This is a genomic window from Aquirufa salirivi (assembly GCF_045310485.1).
In the GTDB taxonomy this organism is placed as follows: Bacteria; Bacteroidota; Bacteroidia; order Cytophagales; family Spirosomataceae; genus Aquirufa; species Aquirufa salirivi.
In genome coordinates, this window is the sequence record NZ_JBEWZH010000002.1 from 270,318 (window position 1) to 295,336 (window position 25,019).

At 38.8% G+C, this 25,019-nt stretch carries 19 protein-coding genes; 10 read left to right on the forward strand and 9 right to left on the reverse strand.

Annotated features, from left to right (window positions below; genetic code table 11):
- Positions 1-54 precede the first annotated feature (54 nt).
- From pyk to priA, 4 genes are read left to right on the forward strand one after another with little or no spacing between them, the layout of a single operon-like run.
- Positions 55-1,527, forward strand: coding sequence for a pyruvate kinase (gene pyk / locus U0R11_RS03510; protein WP_406749827.1), 1,473 nt, complete (start codon positions 55-57; stop codon positions 1,525-1,527).
- 37 nt (positions 1,528-1,564) lie between these two features.
- Positions 1,565-2,335, forward strand: a complete 771-nt coding sequence (locus tag U0R11_RS03515; protein ID WP_406749828.1) for a lysophospholipid acyltransferase family protein — start codon at positions 1,565-1,567, stop codon at positions 2,333-2,335.
- 11 nt (positions 2,336-2,346) lie between these two features.
- The gene (gldD, locus tag U0R11_RS03520; protein ID WP_406749829.1) at positions 2,347-2,940 is read left to right on the forward strand and encodes a gliding motility lipoprotein GldD; all 594 of its coding nucleotides are present in this window, start codon (positions 2,347-2,349) and stop codon (positions 2,938-2,940) included.
- Positions 2,941-3,000: 60 nt separating this feature from the next.
- On the forward strand, positions 3,001-5,502 hold the full coding sequence (gene priA, locus U0R11_RS03525) for a replication restart helicase PriA (protein WP_406749830.1): 2,502 nt from the start codon (positions 3,001-3,003) through the stop codon (positions 5,500-5,502).
- On the opposite strand, the gene U0R11_RS03530 is transcribed toward priA, so the two are convergent.
- From U0R11_RS03530 to U0R11_RS03545, 4 genes are all read right to left on the reverse strand, one after another.
- The gene (locus tag U0R11_RS03530) at positions 5,503-6,228 is read right to left on the reverse strand and encodes a nitroreductase family protein (protein WP_406749831.1); all 726 of its coding nucleotides are present in this window, start codon (positions 6,226-6,228) and stop codon (positions 5,503-5,505) included.
- A gap of 41 nt (positions 6,229-6,269) precedes the next feature.
- Positions 6,270-7,196, reverse strand: a complete 927-nt coding sequence (locus U0R11_RS03535) for a TolB family protein (RefSeq protein WP_406749832.1) — start codon at positions 7,194-7,196, stop codon at positions 6,270-6,272.
- Between the two features lie 83 nt (positions 7,197-7,279).
- Positions 7,280-9,055, reverse strand: a complete 1,776-nt coding sequence (locus U0R11_RS03540) for a RagB/SusD family nutrient uptake outer membrane protein (RefSeq protein ID WP_406749833.1) — start codon at positions 9,053-9,055, stop codon at positions 7,280-7,282.
- A 33-nt stretch (positions 9,056-9,088) separates the two neighbouring features.
- On the reverse strand, positions 9,089-12,343 hold the full coding sequence (locus tag U0R11_RS03545; protein ID WP_406749834.1) for a SusC/RagA family TonB-linked outer membrane protein: 3,255 nt from the start codon (positions 12,341-12,343) through the stop codon (positions 9,089-9,091).
- Positions 12,344-12,605: 262 nt separating this feature from the next.
- On the opposite strand from U0R11_RS03545, the gene U0R11_RS03550 reads away from it, so the two are divergent.
- Both U0R11_RS03550 and obgE read left to right on the forward strand, forming a co-directional pair.
- On the forward strand, positions 12,606-13,175 hold the full coding sequence (locus tag U0R11_RS03550) for an adenylate kinase (protein ID WP_406749835.1): 570 nt from the start codon (positions 12,606-12,608) through the stop codon (positions 13,173-13,175).
- An 18-nt stretch (positions 13,176-13,193) separates the two neighbouring features.
- Entirely contained in the window at positions 13,194-14,279 is a 1,086-nt protein-coding gene (obgE, locus tag U0R11_RS03555; protein ID WP_166374368.1) for a GTPase ObgE, read from the forward strand.
- Here obgE and U0R11_RS03560 read toward each other — a convergent pair.
- The 5 genes from U0R11_RS03560 to U0R11_RS03580 form a co-directional block, all read right to left on the reverse strand.
- Positions 14,276-15,181, reverse strand: coding sequence for an SDR family oxidoreductase (locus tag U0R11_RS03560; RefSeq protein WP_269003771.1), 906 nt, complete (start codon positions 15,179-15,181; stop codon positions 14,276-14,278). The genes obgE and U0R11_RS03560 overlap by 4 nt on opposite strands.
- Positions 15,182-15,198: 17 nt before the next feature.
- On the reverse strand, positions 15,199-16,125 hold the full coding sequence (gene hemC / locus U0R11_RS03565; protein WP_269003773.1) for a hydroxymethylbilane synthase: 927 nt from the start codon (positions 16,123-16,125) through the stop codon (positions 15,199-15,201).
- Between the two features lie 11 nt (positions 16,126-16,136).
- A complete protein-coding gene (locus tag U0R11_RS03570; protein ID WP_269003775.1) occupies positions 16,137-17,261 on the reverse strand; it encodes a DNA polymerase III subunit in 1,125 nt (374 codons plus the stop codon).
- A 27-nt stretch (positions 17,262-17,288) separates the two neighbouring features.
- On the reverse strand, positions 17,289-18,419 hold the full coding sequence (locus U0R11_RS03575) for a putative sugar nucleotidyl transferase (RefSeq protein ID WP_275613466.1): 1,131 nt from the start codon (positions 18,417-18,419) through the stop codon (positions 17,289-17,291).
- Between the two features lie 72 nt (positions 18,420-18,491).
- Entirely contained in the window at positions 18,492-18,737 is a 246-nt protein-coding gene (locus tag U0R11_RS03580; RefSeq protein ID WP_109323601.1) for a type B 50S ribosomal protein L31, read from the reverse strand.
- 517 nt (positions 18,738-19,254) lie between these two features.
- Between U0R11_RS03580 and U0R11_RS03585 the strand changes: the two genes are divergently transcribed.
- The 4 genes from U0R11_RS03585 to U0R11_RS03600 all read left to right on the forward strand — a co-directional run bounded on the left by U0R11_RS03585 (position 19,255) and on the right by U0R11_RS03600 (position 25,015).
- Positions 19,255-21,702: a ribonucleoside-diphosphate reductase subunit alpha gene (locus U0R11_RS03585; RefSeq protein WP_406749836.1), complete on the forward strand. Its 2,448-nt coding sequence runs from the start codon at positions 19,255-19,257 to the stop codon at positions 21,700-21,702.
- A 91-nt stretch (positions 21,703-21,793) separates the two neighbouring features.
- Complete coding sequence (locus tag U0R11_RS03590) at positions 21,794-23,386, forward strand: glycosyltransferase family 39 protein (protein WP_406749837.1); 1,593 nt, start codon at positions 21,794-21,796, stop codon at positions 23,384-23,386.
- Positions 23,387-23,390: 4 nt separating this feature from the next.
- Positions 23,391-24,344 (forward strand): glycosyltransferase family 2 protein, encoded by a 954-nt coding sequence (locus U0R11_RS03595; protein ID WP_406749838.1) that lies wholly within the window; start codon positions 23,391-23,393, stop codon positions 24,342-24,344.
- A gap of 5 nt (positions 24,345-24,349) precedes the next feature.
- Complete coding sequence (locus U0R11_RS03600) at positions 24,350-25,015, forward strand: lysoplasmalogenase (protein ID WP_406749839.1); 666 nt, start codon at positions 24,350-24,352, stop codon at positions 25,013-25,015.
- Positions 25,016-25,019 lie beyond the last annotated feature (4 nt).

Below are 25,019 nucleotides of genomic sequence, written 5' to 3' on the forward strand. Positions count from 1 at the left end.
ATTTTTTGATGACTAAGCTGTAACTTGCAGGGTAAATTGAATAATTAAGCATATATGTCGTATCAACGCAAGACAAAAATAGTAGCCACAGTAGGTCCAGTTTCTGAATCAAGAGAATCCTTAATTCAATTAGCTCAAGCTGGAGTCAATGTATTCCGTTTAAATTTCTCGCACGGAACTCATGAAGATCATTTGGAACGTTTAAAAACGATTCGTTCTATTAGCGAAGAGCTAGGCATGAATTTGTGTATTCTACAAGATTTGCAAGGTCCTAAGATTAGGACTCAGATGGTGGAGAACAATGGTGTTGTATTAGAAGCGGGTAAGCAACTCATCTTTGCGATGGATGAAAACTTGCTTGGAACATCAGAGAAAGTAGGGACTACGTATACTTCGATGTATTTGGATGTGAATGTAGGAGAGCGTATTTTGATGGATGATGGTAATTTAGAGGTGAAGGTGCTTGCCATTGATAAAGAGAAAAGAGAAGTCTTAACAGAGGTGATTTATGGAGGTATTTTGAAATCTAAAAAAGGGATTAATTTACCAGGTACTAAGGTTTCTTTACCATGCTTAACACCGAAAGATGAGGCAGATTTATATTTTGGTTTAGATCATGGAGTAGATTGGGTTGCTTTATCATTTGTACGTAAGGCTTCTGATATCTGGGATATCAAAGAAAAAATTAAAGCATACGGTAAAAATACCCGCGTGATTGCCAAGATCGAAAAGCCAGAAGCGATTGATTATTTGGATGAAATTATTGAAGCTACGGATGGTATCATGGTGGCGCGTGGCGATTTGGGTGTGGAGATGGATGGAGCGGTAGTTCCCTACTTGCAAAAAGTTATGGTGGAGAAATGTACAGCTGCCGGTAAGCCTGTGATTGTGGCAACTCAGATGTTGGAATCCATGATTCAAAACCCTGTTCCTACTCGTGCTGAAACTTCTGACGTAGCTAATGCGGTATTGCAAGGTGCCTCTGCTACCATGCTAAGTGGCGAATCAGCTTCGGGTTCTTACCCCATAAAAGCAGTGGAAACGATGGCTCACATTCATGAGATTGTGGAGCAGCAGCAAAATGCTATTTCGGTTATTAAAGGAGATGAAGTAGCGATTTATTTCAAGAACCATGCTTTAGCACAAAGTTCAAAAGAAGTAGCTTTGACCGACCGTTTGATTGCAGGAGCATGTCGTTTAGCTCGTGATTCAAAAGCCAAGGCTATACTTTGTATTACTAATTCTGGTCATACAGCATTTCGCTTATCTGCACATAGACCCAAAGCAGACTTATATGTTTTCACTTCTGACAAACAGTTAATGTCCACGATGGGCTTGTTGTGGGGGGTGAAAGTATTCTTTTATGATCCATCCGCTGAAAGTGCTGAAAAGACAGTAGCTGCTATGGTGGACAAATTAAAGCAAGATCAATTATTATCAGCCGGGGATGTTTTTGTAACCACCTTGTCTATTCCTGCCCATTCGGGTAAGAAAACCAATACAGTACAATTAGGGGTGGTTGAATAATCAACCCCTAATTGTTTATTTTTTGGGTATGTAAAGCATGAATAAAAAGAACCCATTTCTTTCAAATCCTTTTCTAGGTCTTTTTACTCTTTGGTCCTTATTTTGGTTCATTGTAGTTTTTCTGCTTTTTTACCCTTTCATCTTTATTTTACTTCAAAAGCTTAGTTATCGGAAATATGCCGCCAAATTGGTGCGAATATGGTCTAAGTGTTTTTTCTTTTTTAGTTTTATTCGTTTTGAAGTAAAACACCATTTTGTTCCTGATAAAAAACAGAATTACGTTTTTTGCGCCAATCATTTCTCGTTTCTGGATATTCCCGTGATCGTTTATCTGCTGGAGCATTATACGTCTTTTGTTGGAAAAAGTTCTTTGGGCAAATTACCCTTATTTGGATACATGTATGCCCGCTTAAATATCTTGGTTAATCGGTCAGATAATGCCAGTAGAGCAGGTTCATTATCCAAAGCCCTAAAAGCATTGCAATCAGGCAGGAGTATAGCTATATTTCCAGAAGGTGGCATTGTGTCAAAGAAGTACCCTTATATGGCAAAGCCTTTGAAGGATGGAGCTTTGATTATGGCGATTCAGCAACAAATTCCATTGGTACCTATCAGTTTATTCAATAATTACCAAATATTCTCCGATAAGCCTTTGATGATTAGGCCTGGAGTAATTCGTGCGGAAATACATCCTCCTATTATCACGAAAGGTTTAACCATAGATGATGTGCCTATGTTACGAGAGAAGTTGTACCATATCATTCAAGATCCCATTTTGAAATATTATTCTTTAGACGAACCTCAATAATAATAAGGGCTATGAGGCATTGGATATCCATATTAATTTTAAGCTGGTTTTTCCTTGCTTGTGCTGATAAAACAGCCGAACAGAAGGCTGATTTACCTCGTCCTAAAGGATATAATCGAATTATTTTGCCTAAGGCAAAGTATCTAAATTTGGAAAAAGGACATCCATTTACTTTTGAAGTTTCTCAATATGCCCAAGTAATGCCTGATACGGTTTCATGGGCAGAGCCACATTGGTTATATATTTATTATCCACAATGGCATGCCTTCATTCAGTTGACATATAAGCCTTTGAATAAGGATCAAAAGAAATTAGCTAACCTAATCAATGATGCCTATATTTTGGCTGCCAAACACCAAGGGAAGGCACGAGGAATACAAGAATATGTCATGACCACCCGTTCTGGAAGAAAGGCTGGAATCATCGAGTTGGATGGAGAAGTGGCTACATCTTTTCAGTTTTATACCACAGATAGTGTACATCATTATTTAAGAGGAGCAGTATATGTCAAAACAGCAACACAAAATGACTCCCTTGCTCCAGTTATTCAGTTTTTAAAAAAGGATGCTATGCATCTCATTCAAACATTGCAGTGGAAACCTTAGTTTTTTAGGTTAAATCCAGGTTTGCCAGTGCACGAATCTTTCCTTTTCTTTGTAGCTAGCATGAACGAGTCAACAGCATTGTCGTCTTCAGAGGAATCAACGGTTTTTGTGGATGCATTACTCCCCTTACCCATTCCACGGTATTTTACGTACCGTGTACCTAGGGCATGGTCAGATGTAGTACAAGCTGGAATACGCATTGTGGTACCTTTCGGTTCCTCCAAGGTTTTGACAGCTGTCATTGTACAGGTTCATCATCAACCTCCTAAGCAATATCAAGCCAAGTACATTTTAGAAATATTAGATGATAGCCCTTTGGTAACGGCTTCTCAAATTAAATTATTTCATTGGGTAGCAGCGTATTACATGTGCTACCCAGGAGAAGTTTTTCAGATTGCATTACCTGCAGGATTGAAAATTTCTAGTCAATCCAAAGTACAAATTAATCCAGCATATTCATTAGAAATGGCTTTGAATGAGAAGGAGCAATTGATTTTTAATTCCATTCAAGAAAAGGGGTCCATGTCTTATGATGAGATTGCTCAACTAGCTGAATTAAAGAGCCCTTATCACTTGATTAAGTCTTTAGTAAGTAAGCAGGCTGTTTTGATTTTTGATGAATTGAAAGATCGGTACACACCTAAAGTGATGCGTAAAATTCGATTGGCAGCAGTCTACGAAGAAAAGGAGAAATTGGTTGAGTTAATTCAGCAATTGGAATCCAAGCCCAAGCAGTTGGCCATCATTTTACATTATCTTCAGTTTATTCCTGTTTTACGTAATGCCGAAATAAATCAAAAGGGACTTGAAAAATCTAGTTTTTCTCAAGCAGATCTGTCTGAAAGTTCTTTACAAACCTTGATTAAAAATCAGGTTTTTGAAAGTTTTGAGGTGATTGTTTCCCGATTCGGACAAGATGCAGAAGATTTTATTCCAACTGCATTTGAATTAAATCAAGCACAGAACAAAGCTTATCAATCTATCTTGAATCAGTTTCAGGAAAAGGATGTCGTATTGTTACATGGCATTACGGGCAGTGGAAAAACAGAAATTTATATTAAGCTCATTCAGGAAGCCTTGGCCAATGGCAGTCAAGTGCTTTATTTATTGCCAGAGATAGCCCTTACTACCCAAATCGTCTTACGTCTTAAACGTATTTTTGGAGAGCAAGTGGGAATTTATCATTCTAAATTTTCAGATAATGAACGTGTAGAAGTTTGGAAATCCATTGTTGAAGGAAAATATCCTTTTGTGGTGGGTGTCCGTTCTTCCGTCTTTTTGCCTTTTTCGAATTTGGGTTTAGTGATTGTGGATGAGGAGCATGAGTCATCCTTTAAACAAGTAGACCCTGCTCCAAGGTATCATGCTCGAGATGTAGCCGTGGTTTTGGCCAAACAACAAGGAGCTAAAGTGCTTTTGGGTTCAGCCACACCTTCTATTGAGTCATATTATCAAGCTAAGGAAGGGAAATATGGTTTGGTGACGATCAAAGAGCGCTTTGGGACAGCACAATTGCCTCAAATCAACTTGTTGGATACCAAGTATGCTCAGAAAATGAAGCAAATGAAGGGTGGTTTTTCCGTGGATTTGATTACCGCTTTGGAGGAAAATTTCAATCGAGGAAAACAAAGTTTATTGTTTCAAAATAGGAGAGGGTATTCTCCTTACATTCAATGTCAGGATTGTGATTGGATTGCTACTTGCAATCAATGTGATGTAAGTTTGACTTTTCATGCTCGAGATCAAGAATTGCGATGCCATTATTGTGGATATCGAGAAGGTTTATTAAGACGCTGCGCAGCCTGCGGAAGTACGCAATTGAAGACCATGGGCTATGGTACGGAAAAATTAGAGGAAGAATTGCAATTACACATGCCTGATGCACGTATTGGTCGGATGGATTTGGATACGACGCGCTCCAAAACAGCATTTACGAGTCTATTGGCAGAAATAACCTCAGGCAATATTGATGTTTTGGTAGGTACTCAAATGGTGGCTAAAGGATTGGACTTTGAAGGTCTATCCATGGTGGCTATTTTTGATGCAGATAAGGTGATTAACTTTCCCGACTTTAGAGCTCACGAGCGAGCATTCCAATTGATTTCTCAGGTGGCTGGTAGGGCAGGTAGAAGAGAAGAACTGGGTCAGGTCTATATTCAAACGAATCAGCCTACCCATCCAATATTTGATCATATTTTACAAAATAATTATGAAGCCATGTATGCGGAAGAAATCGTGGAAAGAGAAGGATACCATTATCCTCCTTTCAGTCGATTGATTAAGTTGACGCTACGTAATATGGAAGCTTCTCGTGTAGAGACAGCAGCTAGGCATTTGGGAACAGCCTTAAAAGAGAAATTTGGTCATGGTCGTGTACTTGGGCCAGAAAAACCTTTGATCGAAAGAATCAGGAATCAATATGCCATGGAAATATTGATTAAAATAGAGAAAGGTTTGGCACTAGCAAAATTTAAAGAAGCATTACGAGAGGAAATTGATATTCAATCATCACATTCGGCATGTAAGGGAGTTCAAATCATCATGGATGTGGACTGTTTATAATCAACGTTTGAAAACAAGCTCTTCCAAAGGCAAACGATTTCTTTTCCCATAAATTCCTTCTTCCGTTCCTTTGCCGACCGCCACTATCATGTTGATTTCGGCTTCATTGGGGAGATTTAAAGCTCTTTTAACCAGCTTAGCGTCAAATCCCTCCATCGGACAAGTATCGTATCCTTCCGCAACGATAGATAGCATGAAAGTTTGAGCAGCTAATGCACATGATTTATGTACCATAACCCGTTGATCGGCCAATCCTGCAAATCGCATAAAAGGATTATTAAATCCTTTAACAAAAGTAATGGCTCTTCTAATTAAGGTACTTAATCCCAAGATATCGGTACGGTACAAAATCGGCATTAATATGCCGTAATAATCCAAGGCTCTTTTTTCTAACTTACTGGGTTCACCTGAGATGGATGATTTAATCTTGCCGATGTTCCATTGTGCATGTTTTTTCCAATGATCTTGTCTTGTAACGAACACAACTAAATGAGCGGCTGTTCTTGCCGCAGATTGACCTAAACAAAGTTTTTCATATTGGGCTTTTTCTTCTGGACTACTGATCCAATAAAATTCCCAGAGTTGCATATTGCTACTGTTGGGGGAGAGAATAGCCCTTTCTAAACTTTTTTGAATGACTTCATCAGGAACCAGTATTTCGGTATCAAATCGTCTGTTTGATCTTCTTTTTAATACAATTTCGTCAAAAGCTTGTGATAGATTCATCGACATATATTTCGATATAAATATACACAATTACCTGTTGTTTAAGGTTTTTTGTCTTCTAGTTCATAGCGAACATAGGCAAATTTGGAACCGTCTGGTGACCATGATGGAACATTAATACTACCTTGTCCTCCATAAAATGCTTCTGTTAAATCTTGAATTTTTTTAGACTTCAAATTCAATAATCGAAGTTTTACTTGATGTCCAAATGGATGGTTTTGTTTTTGATCTTCTAAATAACTGATGACAACAGCTTCTTTTCCATTGGGTCTAATATGGGCAAACCAGGTTGAGTAATCATCAAAGGTCATTTGTTCCGCATTAGTGCCATCAGGATGCATGCGCCAGATTTGCATTTTCCCCGTGCGGAAAGAATTAAAGTAGATGAATTTGCCATCTGGGCTATATTCTGGTCCATCATCCAATCCTTCTTCTGTCGTAAGTCTAATTTCTGCTCCGCCTTGGGTATCCATGGCATAGATATCATAATTTTTATTTCTTTCGGCACAGTAGACCATGGTTTTACCATCAGGAGAGATACCATGCCAATAGGATGGACCCTGGTTCGTTAATCGAACAGGTTGTCCACCTTGACTATCGACTTTAAAAATAAGTGAGCCACTGATACCTGAACTCGGATCAGAACTAGAAATGTAAAGCGTTTTTCCATCAAAGCTATACCCGTGATCATTATTGCATTTTTGTATACTACCAGTGGGAAGGGCACCTAATTTTGTGCCATTTGGGCTGATTTTTTCTAATAAACCCAAACTATTGATAAGTAAATGTGATCCATCAACGGACCAATTGGGTGCTTCAAAATGGCGATGCTCTTTGAGGATTTCGGTGGTTTTTTTCGTTTTTACATCAAAGATGTGCAAAGAACTAATGACACTTTTACCGGAAGGAATTTGTGAAAAACAAGTCCAGCTAATACATAGTAATGAGATGACTGATGCGAATTTCATAGGAGTGATTTTGATGAAGAAAATGTACAAAAAAAAAGTCAGGACTTCTGTCCTGACTTTTTCGAATAACATGAAATAAACGACTAGTAGTTGTTTTGTTTCAATGTTGGTTTTCCATCTTTCTGCGAGTTTAAGATCTCATCATTTGGTAGAGGGAAATATTCATTCTTACCAGTAGTAAATGATTTACCAGCTAAGTAACCTCTTTTGTTGTAGGTTCTTCCTGACATATCAGTTCCGTTTTTAGCTTCTTCCGCCATGTATTTGTTCAAGTAAGGTGCAGCAATTCCCCAACGAACTAAGTCGAAGAAACGGTGACCTTCCATCGCAAACTCTAAACGGTTTTCCATACGAACTGCGTTCAAAGCGTAATCTTTACCTTTAGCAACAAATGTGCCAACAGGATAAGGATTAACGATGTAGGTAACAGTTGGATCTTGTACAGAACCATTCTTAACACGGTTACGGATAATGTTTACATAAGTTTCAGCACCACTTAAGTTGCCTAATTCAGCTTCACACTCAGCTAACCAAAGGATCACTGAAGACATTTTTAATAAACGGTAGTTGTTGTTAACTGCACGTTTAGATGTTGAGTGAGTCGAGCTACCTTCATCAGCTAAATAGTACATCCATTTTTTACCTGTATACGGACCAGAATAGTTTTGGTCACGAATCCAAGGAAAACCTGGCATTACGCCCCAATCCAAGAATTGAACTCCACGACGACCTACTGTCCAGTCTAAACGAGGGTCAACAGGAATCGATTTATTCAAGTTGAAATCAATGGTTGAAGAACGAATTCCTTGATCGTTTGGAAGGTCTACCATGTTGTATGTATCTGCTGTTCCATCCGCTTTATCTCCGATTAATGGTAAACCATCAGAAGAAGTTTTGAATGAATTTACCAAGTTTTGAGATGGTAAATAGAATCCGCAACATCCACGACCAGGAGCATTAGCAGAATATGGCCAGTTCAAGTTATCACCTGCATTACCATTGTTACCAGTAGAACCATCATTTACAGAGAATTCAACTTCGAAAATAGACTCGATGTTATTGTTCGTTGTATTTCTATAGTTATCATGGTAGTTCGTTACTAACTTTTTACCTGAATTTTTATATACATCTTCAAGCAAGGTTTTAGCTGCAGCCCATTTCTTTTGGAAGATATAGGTTTTCGCTAAATAAGTCATTGCTGCCCATTTAGTAGCACGGCCTTTTTGAGTTTGTACAGCTGGAAGGTTTTCCATAGCAAATTTGAAATCCGCCTCAATGTTTGGCCAAATGTCTTTATCATTTGGAATTTTAGTTGAGTTAGGATCTTCACGCTTGTAGATAGTCTCATCGATGTAAGGAATCATGTTCCACATCTTTTTACCTTCAAAGTGATAGTGACCACGTAAGAAACGAGCTTCAGCTACTACTTGCGTTCTTTCAGCATCTGTCATGTCTTTTACGTCAGTACTTTTTGCTAAAAGAATAGCTTCGTTTGCACGAGCTACACCATCATACGTGTGTTGCCATTTTCCTAGGAAGTAGGTATTATCTGCCAACCAGTTGAATTGCTCAATAAAACTTTGTTCTGGTTGGTCACCAGCATCTGTTCCTTTAACAGCATCACCTGACGTGATACCACCAAATACGTAATTGGAAATAGTTGATTGACGACCCGTATTACCAGCACCAACGCCGTCTAATAATGAGTATGCTCCAATCAATAATGCATTCACTCCATTCTTATTGCTCAAGGAGGTTAATGAAGCCGCTCCTTGTGGCTGAATGTCGAAGAAACTATCTGAGCAAGAAGTGCTCAGTCCGACGGTCGCTACTAACGCGAATATGATTAACTTTTTCATTTTTTTATGATTTATTTTCAAATGATATCTAGATTAAAATCCTACTCTTAAACCAACATTGTATGATTTAGCCACAGGGAATGAACCTTCATCAATACCCATGTGGATATCTTGGTTGTCATTACCTGCAGTTCTCAAGTTGATATCTGGATCTAGGCCTTTGTACTTACTAAATGTGAACAAGTTTTGACCTTGAACATACACTTGTAATGAGCTTAACTTTAACTTCTTAGTGATGCTAGAAGGTACCGTGTAAGTCAATTGGATGTTCTTGATACGAGTATAAGATCCATCTTCTACGAAGTAAGTAGAAATCTGCTGACTGAATGTGTCATTTGAGTTCAAACGTGGTAATTGAGCTACGTCACCTTGTTTCTTCCAAGAGTTGTATAACATATCCTTAGAACGGTTTCCTTGGAATGTGTTAAAGTCTGTCCAGTATTTCAAGTAGTTGAAAATTTCATTTCCTTGAACACCTTGAGCAAATACAGTCAAATCAAAGTTTTTGTAACCAAGGCTTAAGTTCAAACCGTAAGTGAAGTCTGGGTGAGGATTACCAATGATAGTTTTGTCATCAGCAGTAATCTTACCGTCTCCGTTTACGTCTCTAAACTTGAATACACCCGCACGTGTATAACCAGGGATTTGAGTAGCAGAAGCTGCCTCAGCATCGTCTTTGATAACACCATCTACGATATAACCGAAGAATGAAGCGATTGGTAAACCAGCTTTAGTCACTGAAATCGATGGAAGACGAGTTGAGAATCCAAAAATAGATGCTTTAGGATCGTCGTTCAACTTCACTACATTATTTTTGTACTGGCTATACTGTCCTGAGATCGAGTATCTCACATCACCAATTTGGTTACGATAAGTTACATTGATATCAATACCTGTATTGTTTACTTCACCAATGTTAACGTAAGGAATAGATGCTGTTCCAGCTGTTCTTGGAATAGGTACCTGGGTTAACATGTCAGATGTAGTACGTGTGTACCAGTCAAATGCGATGTCTAATTTGTTGTTGAACAAACTACCATCAAAACCAATGTTGGTTGAAGTATTTGTTTCCCAACGTCCAAATGAGTTACCGAATTGCGCGATATCAAATCCAGAAGCGATTGAACTACCTGTTCCTCCAATATCGTATGCGTTATTGTTAGGATCTGGTGTAAACAAAGTATACGCATTGTATACGTTTGGAATCAACTGGTTACCAGTCTTACCCCAACCTGCACGTACTTTCAAGTCGTTGATGAAAGTCAAATCTTTCATGAAAGCTAATTCTGTCAAACGAGCACCCACAGAGAATGCGGGGAAAGTACCATAACGGTAAGCAGGAGAGAAACGAGATGAACCATCACGACGTAATGTGAAGTCAGCTAACAAGAAATCCTTATATGAGTAGTTAACTTTTCCGAATTGAGAGAACAAAGCTGTTTGAGTAGCACCTGCACCTGCATTGGATAAACCAGCAGCTGCACCATTGTTCAAGTAACGATAAGATAAATCATCAAAAGCAAAGTTCGAACGAGCAGCATTGAAACCAAATGCATAGGTAGAAACAGCTTCAGTACCTACTAATACGTTGAAAGTATGATCTCCAATTGTTTTATTGTAGTTCAACGTATTATACCATGTTACTGCACGATCATACGAGTTTGAAACCGTTAAGCTGTTGGAGTTTCTAGCTTCAGCAGCTTCAATATCACGATTTAAATAAGCCGACTGGTTGTAGTTATTGTATTCAAAACCTAAACTAGTACGTGCTTTCAAATCTTTGATGATTTCATATTCTAAGAATACGTTACCAAAAATGTGGCTACCTTTTGTAGGGTTATCTTTCTCTCTCCACTGACGAGCAAATGGGTTAGGAGCATTACCTAAGTTAGAACCACGAGAACCCGCAAATCCGTTTAATTCAGATGAGTTAGTACCACCTAATGCTACTGGACCACCTGTGATATCGTATACTGGAATGATTGGTTGGATACGAATCGCAAACATGATCGGGTTTGATTCGTTGTTGTTTCCAGAAGGGATACCTACTTTTTCATCATAGGATACAGTAAAGTTCTCTCCGAAAGTTAAACCACCTTTTTTGAACTCGGTGTTCGCACGAACAGAGTAACGTTTATAGCTTGTATATTTCAAAATACCATCTTGGCTGAAATAAGATCCAGAGATCGCATACTTACCATTTTTTGATCCACCTGTTGCTCCAATTTGATAATTCGAGATTTTAGCTGGTCCAAAAATAACTTTTTGCCAATCTGTTCCTGCTTTATTAGCCTGAGTGATGTTCCAAGACGTTTTTCCTAAGTTAGGATCAGTAATGTCATTCGTATAAGTATAGTTAGCTGGTAATGAGCCATAAACGTTTGGATAAATATAATCCGCAACGGTTTGTGTTCCATCAGCTCCAAAACGGTATTGTACCGAAGGAGAAGTTCCTGCTGGTTTACCAGCACCAATTTCAGACTCATAGTAATATTGACCTAATTCTTTTGTGTTCAATAGATCCAAGGTTTTACCAACATCTTGAGTACCAGTGTACATATCAAAGTTGATTTTTGGCTCACCTTCGCCACCACGCTTAGTTGTAATGATAACAACACCGTTCGCAGCACGTGCACCATAGATAGAAGCCGCAGAAGCATCTTTCAATACTTGCATTGACTCAATATCACTTGGGTTGATTTGGTTCAACGTACCTTGAGTTGGAACTCCGTCAATAACATACAGCGGACTGTTGTTGTTGATGGAACCAAAACCACGTACACGCACCATCGTACCACCACCTGGAGAGTTGTCATTACCCACCGTTACACCTGCCGCACGGCCTTGTAACATTTGAGTAACGGATGCTGAAGGAACAGCTGTTAATTCTTTCGAACTAACCACGGCTACCGCACCTGTGATGTCTTTTTTACGTTGTGAGGCATATCCTGTTACAACGATTTCGCTTAATTGGCTTACATCTTCATCTAAGGAGATGCTGATGCTAGATCTGTTTCCAACGGGAACAGTTTTAGACACATAACCTACTGAACTAATTGTTAATTCAGCATTGGCTGTTTTTACTGTGATGGAGAATGCTCCATTACCATCGGTTGTAGTTCCGGTGGTTGTACCTTTAACTAAGACGGATACTCCTGGAATGCCGTCGCGTTTAGCGTCTTGTACAGTACCAGATACTTTTCGGTCCTGACCCCAGGCTACCCAAGAAACGGATAACATTAAAGCCATTAAGAAGACCACTCTGCTTACGTAGAAATTTGTTTTCATTTAGTAAAAGATTTGAGTGAAAATTTGATTTTGTCGATAAAAAATAGCCTTTTATCCACTTAATCGTATGCAAGTTAGGCCTTACAAATTAAAGATTAGCACATTACGGCAAAAAAATTTCACTTATTTAATATACCATTCTTGCACTCAGGACTTTATACAACAAGGTATATTTTGTATAATGGTGGTTTTATCCTTCGGCATTGATTACCTTTGTCCTTCAATTTTTATTCTTGTTTAACAGTCAACCTTTACATTCTTTATGTTGAATCTTGTACTATTTGGGCCTCCAGGGGCAGGGAAAGGAACTCAATCGGCTAAATTGATTGATCAATATGGTTTAATTCATTTATCCACTGGTGATTTATTACGTGCAGAAATATCGGCAGGGACTGAATTAGGTCTTGAGGCAAAAAAATTAATGGATCAAGGAATATTGGTTCCCGATTCTGTGGTGATTGGAATGATTGAGAATAAATTGAATGAAAAGAAAGGGGCTGCAGGCTTTATTTTTGATGGTTTTCCTAGAACAGTAGCTCAAGCTGAGGCTTTGGATAATTTATTAGAAGGACATCAATTATCCATTAAGCACATGATTTCCTTGGAAGTAAACCAAGAGGAATTAACTCAACGTTTATTAGAGCGCGGTAAGACTTCTGGAAGACCCGATGATCAAAATGAAGAACTAATACGCAAAAGAGTACAAGAATATGGAGAAAAGACAGCTCCAGTGGCTGGTCACTATGATTCCCAAGGAAAATTCCAAGGTATCAATGGTATCGGTGAAATTGAAGAAATATTTGGACAAATTGTCCGCATTATTGAAGGTTAATAACCTTGTATCATACTTATGACATCCAATTTTATAGATTACGTAAAGATAAACGTCCGCTCCGGTAGAGGAGGATTTGGATCGTCCCATTTTCGCCGTGAAAAACACGTGCCAAAAGGCGGTCCCGATGGTGGCGATGGCGGTAGAGGAGGGCATATCTATTTGGTTGGCAATTCCCAACTTTGGACTTTACTTCACCTGAAATACCAAAAACACATCATTGCTGATAATGGCAAAGGGGGTGAAGGCGGAAGAAGATCTGGTGCAGAAGGTGAAGATATTTACATTGAAGTTCCGCTTGGAACCATCGTGAAAGATGCTGAAAGCAATGAATTTTTAGCTGAGGTAACAGAAGAAGGTCAAAAGATCTTATTACTTCCAGGTGGAAGAGGCGGTATGGGTAACACCCATTTTAAATCCTCTACCAATCAATCTCCACGCCATGCTCAACCCGGAGAGGAAGGGCAGGACCGTTGGGTTATCATGGAATTGAAAGTCTTAGCGGATGTTGGTTTGGTTGGTTTCCCAAATGCAGGTAAATCCACTTTATTATCTGTTCTTTCTGCTGCCAAACCTGAAATTGCGGATTATCCATTTACTACTTTAGTACCTCATTTAGGTGTAGTCGCTTACCGTGATTACAAATCTTTTGTTGTAGCCGATATTCCAGGTATTATTGAAGGGGCCTCCGAAGGTAAAGGTTTAGGCCTACGTTTTTTACGTCATATCGAACGAAATTCTATATTATGCTTCTTAATTCCTTCTGATGCGAAAGATTGGGGGAATGAATACGAGATTCTATTAGGTGAATTGGAGAAATTTAATCCTGAATTACTCCAAAAACAACGGGTTTTGGTTGTTTCTAAAATGGATATTTCCATTCCTGAGATGCAAGAAGAAATTCGGGCGACTTTGCCATCAGATTTACCTGTAGTATTCATCTCTTCTATAACCCAAGAAGGTATTCAAGAATTAAAGGATGTACTTTGGAAGACCTTGCAAGAAGAAAATGCTAAGTTTCATGCAGATACTTTGTTAGCCAAGTCGATACAAGATGAAAATAATGCTGCTTCCGAAGAAGATCAACCTTCCATCGAAGATTAAGCTCGAATTTGATCGGCTACAATAGCAATCCCCTCATCAAAACTCCTAGGCTGATACCCTAGGATTTTTTTTGCCTTGTCTAAAATAAACCCAGTCCTTGGAGGCCTTTTAGCAGCTTGTTGGAATGTAGAAGAATCGGCTTTAGTAATTAATTCAAGTGGCAATTGAAAGAAATTAGCTGTTTTAATGGCCATTTCATAGGGAGTTAAGAAATCAGAACCTGAAATATTGTAAATTCCTTCTGCTTCTTTTTGGGCTATTAGCCAGCAGCCAATGGCTAAATCCTCAGCTAATGTTGGCGTTCTGAATTGATCTGTTACTACCTGTATGGATTTCCCCTCTTCCAAGGATTTCTTTACCCATAATATGATGTTCGTGCGGCTCATATCTTGTACGATGCCAAATACAAGTACTGTTCTGGCAATTGCCCAACGAATGGAAGAAGCTTGAATTAATTTTTCAGCAGCTAGTTTACTTTCTCCATAAATGGAAATAGGATTCGGTTGAGCTTCTTCATCATATGGGCCATCAGCTCCATCAAAAATAAAGTCAGTAGATAAATGACACATAAACGTATCATGTGCTTCACAGGCCTGTACTAAATACTGAACTGCTGTGACATTCAACAATTCACAACCTGCTGGGTCCACTTCGCACGTGTCGACATTGGTCATGGCAGCTGTATGAATCAATACATCGGGTTGGTATTGTTGAAAGACTTCCATTACCTCTTTTGCTTGTGTAATGTCCAAGGATACATAGGTGTAGCCTGTGGTAGACGCAAGACGGTTGGGACCTTTAGCTGTTGCTATTAGCTCAATATCATCCTGTTTGACGAGTAATTGGACTAATTTTTGACCTAATAAGCCATTGGAACCTGTAATTAAAATGCTCTTTTTCATGCGAAATTTCAACAAGATTATGGATTTAACTCTGCCCTAATGGCTTGTAGGATTTTTCTAGCACCCGAATTTACCAAATCTCCCGCTAAATGTTCACCTAAAATTTGAGGATGAGTACCAATTTGCGTGAATTCTATTTTTTGTTGCCCATTTAAGCTCAAAACTCCACCTGTTAAACGGATCGAATTTTCTATCAATACGGCATGCCCATATACAGGAACACTACATCCACCTTCTAATTGATACAATAAACTTCTTTCGGCCAGCAGGCATTTTTCCGTATCATCATGATTACAAGCGGCCCTAATTTGTTCTTTGAGGCTAGGATTCAAGCTTACAGCGCATTGAATGGCCACAGATCCTTGTCCTACCGCTGGAACAAATTGAGATATCGATAAATGTTGTGTGATGTACGCACTCATTTCCATGCGATGTACTCCCGCATAGGCAAGTAACATAGCGTCACAAGAGCCTTGTTTTAATTTTTCAAGTCGTGTTTGTAAATTTCCTCGCATTTCTACAGCTTCATGTTGTGGGTAGAAATGTTGTAAAAATGCCCGTCTGCGTGTAGAAGAGGTGCCAATTGTTAATTTTTTATCTGAATCTAGACATACACTAGGGTCTAAACTAAGTACCACGTCATGCGCCTCCTCTCTTTCCGTGTAGGCAATTAATGCTAAATCTTCTGGTAAATGCGATGGCAAGTCTTTAGCAGAATGTTGAGCAATATCAATTTCCCCCTCTCGGAGCATGGTTTCTAATTCTTCCGTAAAAACACCTTTAGACCCAATTTTCGATAAAGAACGATCTAATACTAGATCCCCTTTGGTACTGATGGCCTTCAGTTCATAACTAAATCCCGCCTTTTCCAACAAATGACCAATATGATTCGCTTGCCATAAGGCTAATGCGGAATTTCGGGTACCTATTCTAATATGTTGCATGTTTAGGCGTTTTATTGTGCATGATAAATGCGGACAAATTGTAAGGATAAGTCCAAATGCACCATTTTGGCACGAGCATTTCTTTCCAAATGGTAGTGGACATCTGAAACTTTACTCGACATTTTTTCTATTTTATCTTGACTCAAGGTCTTGGAAAAATTATCGATGAATTTCTTTTCTTTTTCCAGTGATTTTATCAGTTGAGGAGCCCCCGAAATTTGGTATAAACATTGCCTAAGAACATGTAAGCTATATTCCAAAAGCCCTTTTTGGTCTTCTTTAGCAAAACCATCAAATTGATCAGCCAGAATAACCAACTTACTTAAGTTTTTTGCATACACGGCACGCATCCATTCGGCAAACCAGGTCGATGTACTTAAGTTTTCCGTTTTCGATTTTTCTAATGCCCAGGCAATATTTCCTTCGGCACTTTGGGCTAATTGCAAAGCTTTTTCTGCATCAATGGCAGATTGTTCCACCAAAAAATCAGCTAGTGCATTTTCTTCTACTGAAGGGATTTTGACGCGCTGTGTCCTCGATAGAATAGTAGCTAGTAATTTTTGAGGCTCAGAGCAAACTAGCAAAAACAAGGTCGTTGAAGGTGGTTCCTCCAAGGTTTTTAATAGGGCATTCCCAGAGGAGGCATTCAAGGATTCTGGATTCCATAAAATTACCACCTTAAATGGTGCCTCAAAGGGTTTTAAGCTAATTTTTGGTATTAATTTTCGGGTTTCTTCCACGGGGAAATTACCTTGTTTATTTCCTTCTGCTCCCAAAAAAACGAGCCATTCAGGTAATGTACGATAGGTAGACTCCGCTATGAAATTTCTCCACTCGGGTAAAAAGATGTCAGATTCAGGCTCTTTTACTTTTTTTGTTACAATAGTGGGAAATAAAAAGACCAAATCGGGATGTACTGCTCGTTTCATTTTTTGACAACTCGCACATACTCCACAAGCATCCTCACCTTGTCGATTTGTACAAAACAAATAGGTAGTAAAAGCCAAGGCCATGGCTAATTGTGGACCCCCATAAGGACCATGAAACAATTGAGCATGTGCGATGTGCTGATTTTGCACAGCAGCACTCAATGTTTTCTTGATGTCAAATAAGCCCGGAATGTCCTTAAAAAGCATGCCTTTTGGAATGAGTAAACGAAAAGGCTAAGTTCGGAAAGAAGCCTCCTCTTTCCAAATTTCTTCCATGACCTGAGCTAGATTTTCAGGAATAGCTTGCTGTTTTAGTCCAATCCATTGGGAAGCTACTTGTTTCGCTTTTGCCATTTGGTAGATTTGTAGCTTGGGAAATTCGCCCCAGGTAAAAGATGGAATGAATTTAGGTAAGAAACCTTGACTACTAATATTGCTGTGGCAACCCACTACGCTGCCTGTATTGAATTTGCTATGTATGCCAGTAGTGACAAAATCTCCCATGATAAGTCCTAGTGCCGTTAAACCCGTATTTCTTTGTTTATTTTGAGGATAATCGAAGATGGAGATGGGCTTTAAATCGTTTTTTACATTGGAATTACTGCTTAGAGCACCCATGTTGACGTATGACCCGATGACAGAACTACCTATATACCCTTCGTGGGCTTTATTACTAAAGGGGAAAAAGATCGAATGATTGATTTCACCACCTACTTTGCATCCCGGACCAATCGTGGTATTAGGTCTAATTTTCGCTCCCAGGTTGGTGGATGAACCTTTCAAGAAGGCGGCAGGTCCTTGTATGATGGTTCCCATCTGTAGGTTAACTTCTTCTCCGATATAGATAGGTCCATGACTCGCATCCAACATACATCCTTTCATTTGTGCACTTGGATGAATGAAACAGTTATCAGGAGCCAGAATGGTATTTCCCAAGGCTTGATATTTCTCTATATCGAAAGGTGTTGGATTTATTTCATCAAGTAGAGCTGCAGCTTGATGTTTTAAAAGATCTTCTGGATGCTGAATCCATTGAGCTTTACCTGAGTATTCTATCTTATTATTTCTTGAAGGAGGCAATGGTTTTTGACCCAGTTCATAGCTGAAAGCCAAGACTTGATTTCCTTGAACTAAGGCTGTATTGGGACTTAATTGTTGGATTGCTTGTACCATCTCGGTATTGGGGAGTAAAGAACCCAAAATAGCTATTGGAACAGATGGTGTTGTATTTAGCGGATAGGCCTTCCATTTATCCTGTATCGTTCTGGTTCCTAGCCACAATTGATCTAGAGATCGATAGTAGCTTAGAGGTCTCAATGCTTGTACAAGGAGAGGGTCGTTATAGAAGGTGACGTTTTCCAGCATGCGACAAAAATACAATAAAAAAGCCTCCTTGAAACAAGTTCGAGGAGGCTTGGGTAATGTTTTTTGTTTGGATTAGTTTTTCTGAGCGTAACGCTTGTTGAATTTATCCACACGACCAGTAGTATCCAATAACACATTTTTACCTGTGTAAAAAGGGTGTGATTGAGAAGAAACCTCAATTTTGAATACTGGGTAAGTAGCTCCTTCGAATTCAGTTGTTTCGGTTGTATTAACGCAAGAACGAGTTAAAAACTTGTAATCTGCTGATAAATCGTGAAATACAACTTCTTTGTATTCTGGGTGAATGTCTTTTTTCATGTTGGGTAGTATAATGACGATTCCCTGCCGTCTTTTGTTTTATAATGAAACCTTTGGGATGAAGGTTCAGCTAATTCGGGATGCAAAATTATAAATTTTATAAGGAATTCCAAAATATTGCATAACAATTTTTTAGGGTTTTTGCCAATTTTAAGGAGCTTAAAAAAATCTTAAAAAATATTTTCTGGTACTTTTCAAAGACGTAGATGTCGTAACGAATTGACATGAGGTTAATTGAATGTTGCATTTCAAATAAGCACCTTTTTTTTATTTTTTTTGGAGAAAAAATAGTTTGCAAGCGGTGTTCTTTTTTTCTAATTTTACATAGTGCCCAACCCCCCAAGGAGTATGCAATCCTTGGATGAAGTTAAAGCTTAAAAACAAAACCGCCAACCAATTTTCAAGTGATATTAGCTTGAATATTTTAGATGAGAAATTTTCTAGAATGGGAATCTTTTGTGCTTTAACAAGGTTGTAACTAAATTATATAGACGCTAATTTTTCTAATATATCAAGTATGTACGTAATTAAAAGAGACGGTCGACGGGAATCTGTCAAGTTCGATAAAATCACAGCAAGAATTGAGAAGCTTTGCTATAGCTTGGATCCATTTTTTGTTCAACCTCTTGAGGTTGCTAGAAAAGTGATTACAGGGCTTTATGACGGGGTTAAGACCACGGAGTTGGATAACTTGGCCGCTGAGACAGCAGCTTCGTTAACAACCAAGCATCCTGATTACGCTGTTTTGGCAGCACGAATCGCGATCTCTAACTTACATAAGAATACATTGAAGTCCTTTTCGGCTACGATGAAGCGCTTGTTTACGTATGTAGATCCAAAAACTGGCCAAAACGCTGCACTTCTTTCTAAGGAAATCTATGATATCATCAAAAAGAACGCCGTGGAGTTGGATGAAGCCATTATCTATGACCGTGATTTTGGGTATGATTATTTTGGTTTCAAAACCTTAGAAAAATCGTATCTATTGAAATTGGAAGGGCAAATCGCTGAGCGTCCTCAACATATGTTGATGCGTGTAGCTGTGGGTATCCATGGTGCTGATATTGCTGCTGCTATTGATACGTATAATTTACTCTCGGAGCGTTGGTTTACCCACGCCACTCCAACCTTATTCAATGCAGGTACACCCAAGCCTCAAATGTCTTCTTGTTTCTTATTGACCGTGCAAGATGATTCTATTGAAGGTATTTACGATACATTGAAGCAGACTGCTAGGATATCACAATCTGCCGGAGGAATTGGTTTGAGTATTCATAATATTCGTGCCACGGGGTCTTACATTAAAGGAACCAATGGTACTTCCAACGGTATTATCCCTATGTTGCGCGTTTTCAACGATACAGCTCGTTATGTAGACCAAGGTGGAGGAAAGCGAAAAGGATCATTTGCTATATATTTGGAGCCTTGGCATGCCGATGTATTTGACTTCTTAGAATTGAAGAAAAATCATGGCAAAGAAGAAATGCGTGCAAGGGATTTATTCTATGCCCTATGGATTCCAGATTTATTCATGAAACGTGTGGAAGAAAATGCCGAGTGGTCATTGTTCTGCCCTCATGAGTGCCCAGGGCTTTCTGATGCCTATGGTGAAGAGTTTGAAGCTCTATACGAAAAATATGAACTGGCAGGAAAAGCTCGTCAAGTCGTGAAAGCTCAAGAACTTTGGTTTAAAGTATTGGAGTCACAAACGGAAACAGGTACACCTTACATGTTGTATAAAGATGCCGCCAATAAAAAATCCAATCAGAAGAATCTAGGTACGATCAAGTCGTCCAACTTGTGTACTGAAATTATGGAGTTTACTTCCAAAGACGAAGTTGCTGTATGTAACCTAGCCTCTTTGGCATTGCCAAAATACGTACGCATGAATGAGCAAGGAGCTTTAGCTTTTGATCATGATAAATTATATGAAGTTACAAAGGCGGCAACTCGCAACCTGAACAAAATTATTGATGTTAACTATTACCCAGTACCGGAGGCTAGAAACTCCAACATGCGTCACCGTCCTATTGGATTAGGTGTACAAGGTTTAGCCGATGTGTTCATTATGTTGCGTATGCCATTTGAGTCAGAGGCTGCGAAACAATTGAACAAGGATATCTTTGAAACGATTTACTACGCATCGATGGAAGCATCCATGGAGCTAGCTAAAGTGGAAGGACCTTATTCTACCTGGGAAGGTTCTCCAATCTCTAAAGGTGTTTTCCAATTTGATATGTGGGGAGTAACTCCTGAATCAGGTCGTTGGGATTGGGAAGCACTTCGCCAATTGGTGGTTGAAAATGGAGTTCGTAACTCATTATTAGTGGCTCCTATGCCAACAGCTTCAACTAGCCAGATTTTAGGTAACAATGAGTGTTTTGAACCATATACTTCTAACATTTATGCTCGTCGTGTATTGTCAGGAGAGTTCGCTGTCGTGAATAAGCACTTATTGAAAGATCTAATCAAATTAGGCCTATGGAATGAGAGTATGAAGAACAAGTTAATCTCCGCGAATGGCTCAGTTCAAAATATTCCTGAAATTCCACAAGACTTAAAAGAGCTATACAAAACGGTTTGGGAGATTAAGCAAAAAACTATTTTAGAAATGGCTGCAGATCGCGGAGCTTATATCTGTCAATCACAAAGTTTGAACATTCACATTCAAGACGTCAACTTTGGTAAGTTAACATCCATGCACTTCCACGCTTGGAAGCTTGGTTTGAAAACAGGTATGTATTACCTACGTACCAAAGCTGCTGCCGATGCCATTAAATTCACCATCGAGAAACAAGCAGAGGTGGCGATTGAACAAACCAACAACGTGCATGAAATAGAAATGCAGTATGCGAGACAACAAGCTGCATCTGCTGCTTCATTCACCGAAGAAGAATCGCAAAATAGAGCCGATATGACTTGTTCTTTAGATAATCCTGAAGCATGTGAGGCCTGTGGTTCTTAATCAAAAGCTGTTATTCAGTATCAAAATGTGTTTAAAAATCACTTGATGGCAACATCAAGTGATTTTTATGTTTTCTAGCTAAACGTGTTCAATGAAAAATAAAGGCCTTTTTGTTTTAAGTTTTTTTGCCTTGATGATCTTAGCATTGGGCCTAAGAATCTACCATATTGGCCAATTTGGCTTGTTTGGGGATGAAAAACAAAGCCTGCTTTTAGCCGTAGGAAATACCAATTTTGGCGGTATGACCGATCTGCTAGCCCCACCTAAAACCTTTACTCCAGAAGATTTTTGGAAATCAAGAGGGATTACAGCATGGCTAGATGCCGATGCCCGTGGAGATGTCAGCGGCAATAGTTTAGTGCACGACTTGATGCTCAAACTCTTTGCCTTTTTATTTGGGAAAGAAGACGGTGTACTTCGCTCCGTCTCTGTCTTATTTAATATGTTGACACTTTGGCTCCTTTTTTATTGGGCCAGAAAAATTCGACCTCAATCAAAAGGTTTTCCCATCCTCATATTGGCTTTAGCTGTCATAGAGCCCTTTTTTGTGATATATAGCCAACAAGCAAGAAATTATACCACAAGTATTTTCTTTACCGCAGCCTCGAATTTTTACTTCTGGTCGGTCATGCAAGCTGAAAACCAGCAAAAGAGCACACGTAAAAAGTGGATGATGTGGATTCTTACAAGTTTGGCCGCTTTATTTAGTACCTACCTAACTGCTTTAGTTTTTGTGGGTCAAGTGATTTTCTCTTTACTACAAAGAAATACTTGGCGATTTTGGCAAAAACATATATTGAGCGGACTTATCGTCATCATACCCTTTGGTTTATGGATGCTATGGGGACCTGGGCAATATTTTTTAGCGTATCAAGCTGATGCTGCCAAACAATACCGGGAATTTTTGGAGCAAAGTGGCCCTATTGCAGGTTGGATAGAGCCTGCCAATGCTGGAAATTTATTTAAAAGAACTGTTTCAATTTTGTCGGACCAATTTTTGTGGACCAACGATCTGTATGTTCGTCATGGGTTTAAAATTGGCGCGGTTTGTCTAGTGCTTTTTGGAACCGGTGTTTTTTCCTGGTTGAAGAGCCTATCCAAAGAGGCAAGGTCCTTCTATGTATTTGGAATCATACAAATTGTATTTCCCATATTGGTTCTAATCCTTTCCGCAATAAATGCAGGTACTACCACAGGTTATTTTTTGCGATATGCTAGTTTTGGAATACCTTTTGGTATTTTTATTTCCCTTGGTTTGGCTGAGTATGCATTTCAGCAAGCCATCTGGATTAAGATCGTAGCCAGTATATTTTTATTCATTCAAGTAAATTATTTAGTTCAAATATTTTTGCCACTCTATTCGGATAAAGTACAGAAATACACCTTTGCCCATGATAGAAGATCAAATCCTTACATTGAAATAGCTCAAAAAATCAAACAACAATACCAACTAGGGGATACCGTGATTTATCCTTCAAAAATGAATAATTTTTTGAATTCAGCTCACTTACAAGTTCGCACTGCGGATGTTAGTGATGCACAGTTAACCAATGTGTACTTTGAACCCAGCGATTTGTTCATTCAAAAAATAGATACCTTAATTCAAGATTCCGTGCTTTTAAAGAAAAAAAATGGCAGAAGATTGCTTATTTTTGACTTCCAAAAAGGGAAATATAGATATTAGACGCATGACAAATGGAATTCCCCAGGTATCCTTCGTGATTCCAGTTTATAACGAGGAAAGTAATTTACCTACACTAGTAGAGCGATTGACCAAGATTATGGATCAATCCAAAATTACACTAGAAGCTGTATTGATTGATGACGGTAGCCGAGATAATTCACGTGCCATGTTGAAGCAATTAGCCTTAGCTGACCCTCGCTTTCATGTCGTTTTATTATCCCGTAACCACGGACATCAATTGGCACTAACTGCGGGATTATCTGTAGCTCGAGGTTCAGAGGGTGTATTCGTGTTGGATGGTGATTTGCAGGATCCCCCTGAATTATTGGAAGAATTTTATGCCAAACACCTTGAAGGTTATGAGGTCGTTTATGCCATTCGAGAGAAGCGAAAAGAACCTTGGTATAAGCGTATGGCCTATTTTGTTTTTTATCGAATTTTGAAGAAAATTGCGAATGTCGATATTCCATTGGATAGTGGAGATTTCTCTTTTATGGGAAGGAAAGTGGTTGATATATTAAATCAAATGCCCGAGGAGAGCCGATTTATTCGAGGCATGCGAACTTGGATTGGATTTAAGCAGGTAGGAATTTCATATAACCGACAAGAGAGAGCTTTTGGTGATTCTAAATATACCTTTTCAAAACTAGTACAGTTAGCATTGAATGGGATTTTTAATTTTAGTGAATTTCCTATCAAATTCGTTTCTTCGACGGGTTTTTTGGCCATTTCCTCTTCTTTGATGTACTTCTTTTATGTTGTCATTAAGAAATTATTCATTGGTCAAGTGATTGAAGGATTTACGTCTCTCTTATTTGTGATCATTTTGTTTGGAGGGATACAATTATTAGCCATTGGAATATTGGGGGAATATATTTTACGCATCTTTTTTCAGTCAAAAAATCGCCCCAATTACATCATTGACCAAGAAATTTGTGAAGGTAAATTATTGAAATAGAACATATGAAAGGGCCAAGATTATTCTTGTTGCTGTACGGAATTGCTGCTTTCATGGATGTCATCATTCCCATGCTCTTTCCTTCCATTGCTCAAATTCGTTATATAGCCAAACCTGCTCTGATGTTGTTGCTGATGGCTTATGTCTTCACGTCTAAAGATGTAGAACGTAAACCCACTATTCTATTGGCCTTGTTTTTCGCTTGGTTGGGAGATGTGTTTTTGATGATCCCGGGTAGCAGTCCACTTTTTTTTCAATTAGGTCTTGGAGGGTTTTTAATCATGCAATGGATTTACATTGATATGTTTAGGAAACAAATTAGCAAAGTGCTGAGCCCTGTAAATGGGATGACCCTGATCGTTTCAATCTATGTAATAGGCTTATTGAGTCTTCTTTTGCCCAGTATGAACTTGGCTTTAGCCGTCCCTGTAATCATTTATGCTTTTAGTTTAGGTACGATGCTCTGGTTTGCATCCCAACGAAAATCCAGCGTTTCTCGTTGGAATTATCAAATTATACTTAGTGGAGCCACATTGTTTGTTGTATCTGATAGCTTATTGGCTATGAACAAGTTTTATTATTCATTTCCAGGGAATTCCTTTTGGGTTATGTCCACTTATATTCTAGCCCAATTGTTACTCACGCAAGGTTTGGTTAAATTGCGCTCTTAATTAG

Excerpts from the sequence above, each read along its gene's own strand:
- priA (WP_406749830.1), top strand. The coding sequence starts at position 3,001 with ATGAACGAGTCAACAGCATTGTCGTCTTCAGAGGAATCAACGGTTTTT.
- U0R11_RS03550 (WP_406749835.1), top strand. The coding sequence starts at position 12,606 with ATGTTGAATCTTGTACTATTTGGGCCTCCAGGGGCAGGGAAAGGAACT.
- U0R11_RS03590 (WP_406749837.1), top strand. The coding sequence starts at position 21,794 with ATGAAAAATAAAGGCCTTTTTGTTTTAAGTTTTTTTGCCTTGATGATC.
- U0R11_RS03595 (WP_406749838.1), top strand. The coding sequence starts at position 23,391 with ATGACAAATGGAATTCCCCAGGTATCCTTCGTGATTCCAGTTTATAAC.
- obgE (WP_166374368.1), top strand. The coding sequence starts at position 13,194 with ATGACATCCAATTTTATAGATTACGTAAAGATAAACGTCCGCTCCGGT.
- U0R11_RS03585 (WP_406749836.1), top strand. The coding sequence starts at position 19,255 with ATGTACGTAATTAAAAGAGACGGTCGACGGGAATCTGTCAAGTTCGAT.
- U0R11_RS03575 (WP_275613466.1), bottom strand. The coding sequence starts at position 18,419 with ATGCTGGAAAACGTCACCTTCTATAACGACCCTCTCCTTGTACAAGCA.
- U0R11_RS03580 (WP_109323601.1), bottom strand. The coding sequence starts at position 18,737 with ATGAAAAAAGACATTCACCCAGAATACAAAGAAGTTGTATTTCACGAT.
- U0R11_RS03560 (WP_269003771.1), bottom strand. The coding sequence starts at position 15,181 with ATGAAAAAGAGCATTTTAATTACAGGTTCCAATGGCTTATTAGGTCAA.
- U0R11_RS03530 (WP_406749831.1), bottom strand. The coding sequence starts at position 6,228 with ATGAATCTATCACAAGCTTTTGACGAAATTGTATTAAAAAGAAGATCA.
- U0R11_RS03535 (WP_406749832.1), bottom strand. The coding sequence starts at position 7,196 with ATGAAATTCGCATCAGTCATCTCATTACTATGTATTAGCTGGACTTGT.
- pyk (WP_406749827.1), top strand. The coding sequence starts at position 55 with ATGTCGTATCAACGCAAGACAAAAATAGTAGCCACAGTAGGTCCAGTT.
- U0R11_RS03570 (WP_269003775.1), bottom strand. The coding sequence starts at position 17,261 with ATGCTTTTTAAGGACATTCCGGGCTTATTTGACATCAAGAAAACATTG.
- U0R11_RS03515 (WP_406749828.1), top strand. The coding sequence starts at position 1,565 with ATGAATAAAAAGAACCCATTTCTTTCAAATCCTTTTCTAGGTCTTTTT.
- gldD (WP_406749829.1), top strand. The coding sequence starts at position 2,347 with ATGAGGCATTGGATATCCATATTAATTTTAAGCTGGTTTTTCCTTGCT.
- U0R11_RS03600 (WP_406749839.1), top strand. The coding sequence starts at position 24,350 with ATGAAAGGGCCAAGATTATTCTTGTTGCTGTACGGAATTGCTGCTTTC.
- hemC (WP_269003773.1), bottom strand. The coding sequence starts at position 16,125 with ATGCAACATATTAGAATAGGTACCCGAAATTCCGCATTAGCCTTATGG.
- U0R11_RS03545 (WP_406749834.1), bottom strand. The coding sequence starts at position 12,343 with ATGAAAACAAATTTCTACGTAAGCAGAGTGGTCTTCTTAATGGCTTTA.
- U0R11_RS03540 (WP_406749833.1), bottom strand. The coding sequence starts at position 9,055 with ATGAAAAAGTTAATCATATTCGCGTTAGTAGCGACCGTCGGACTGAGC.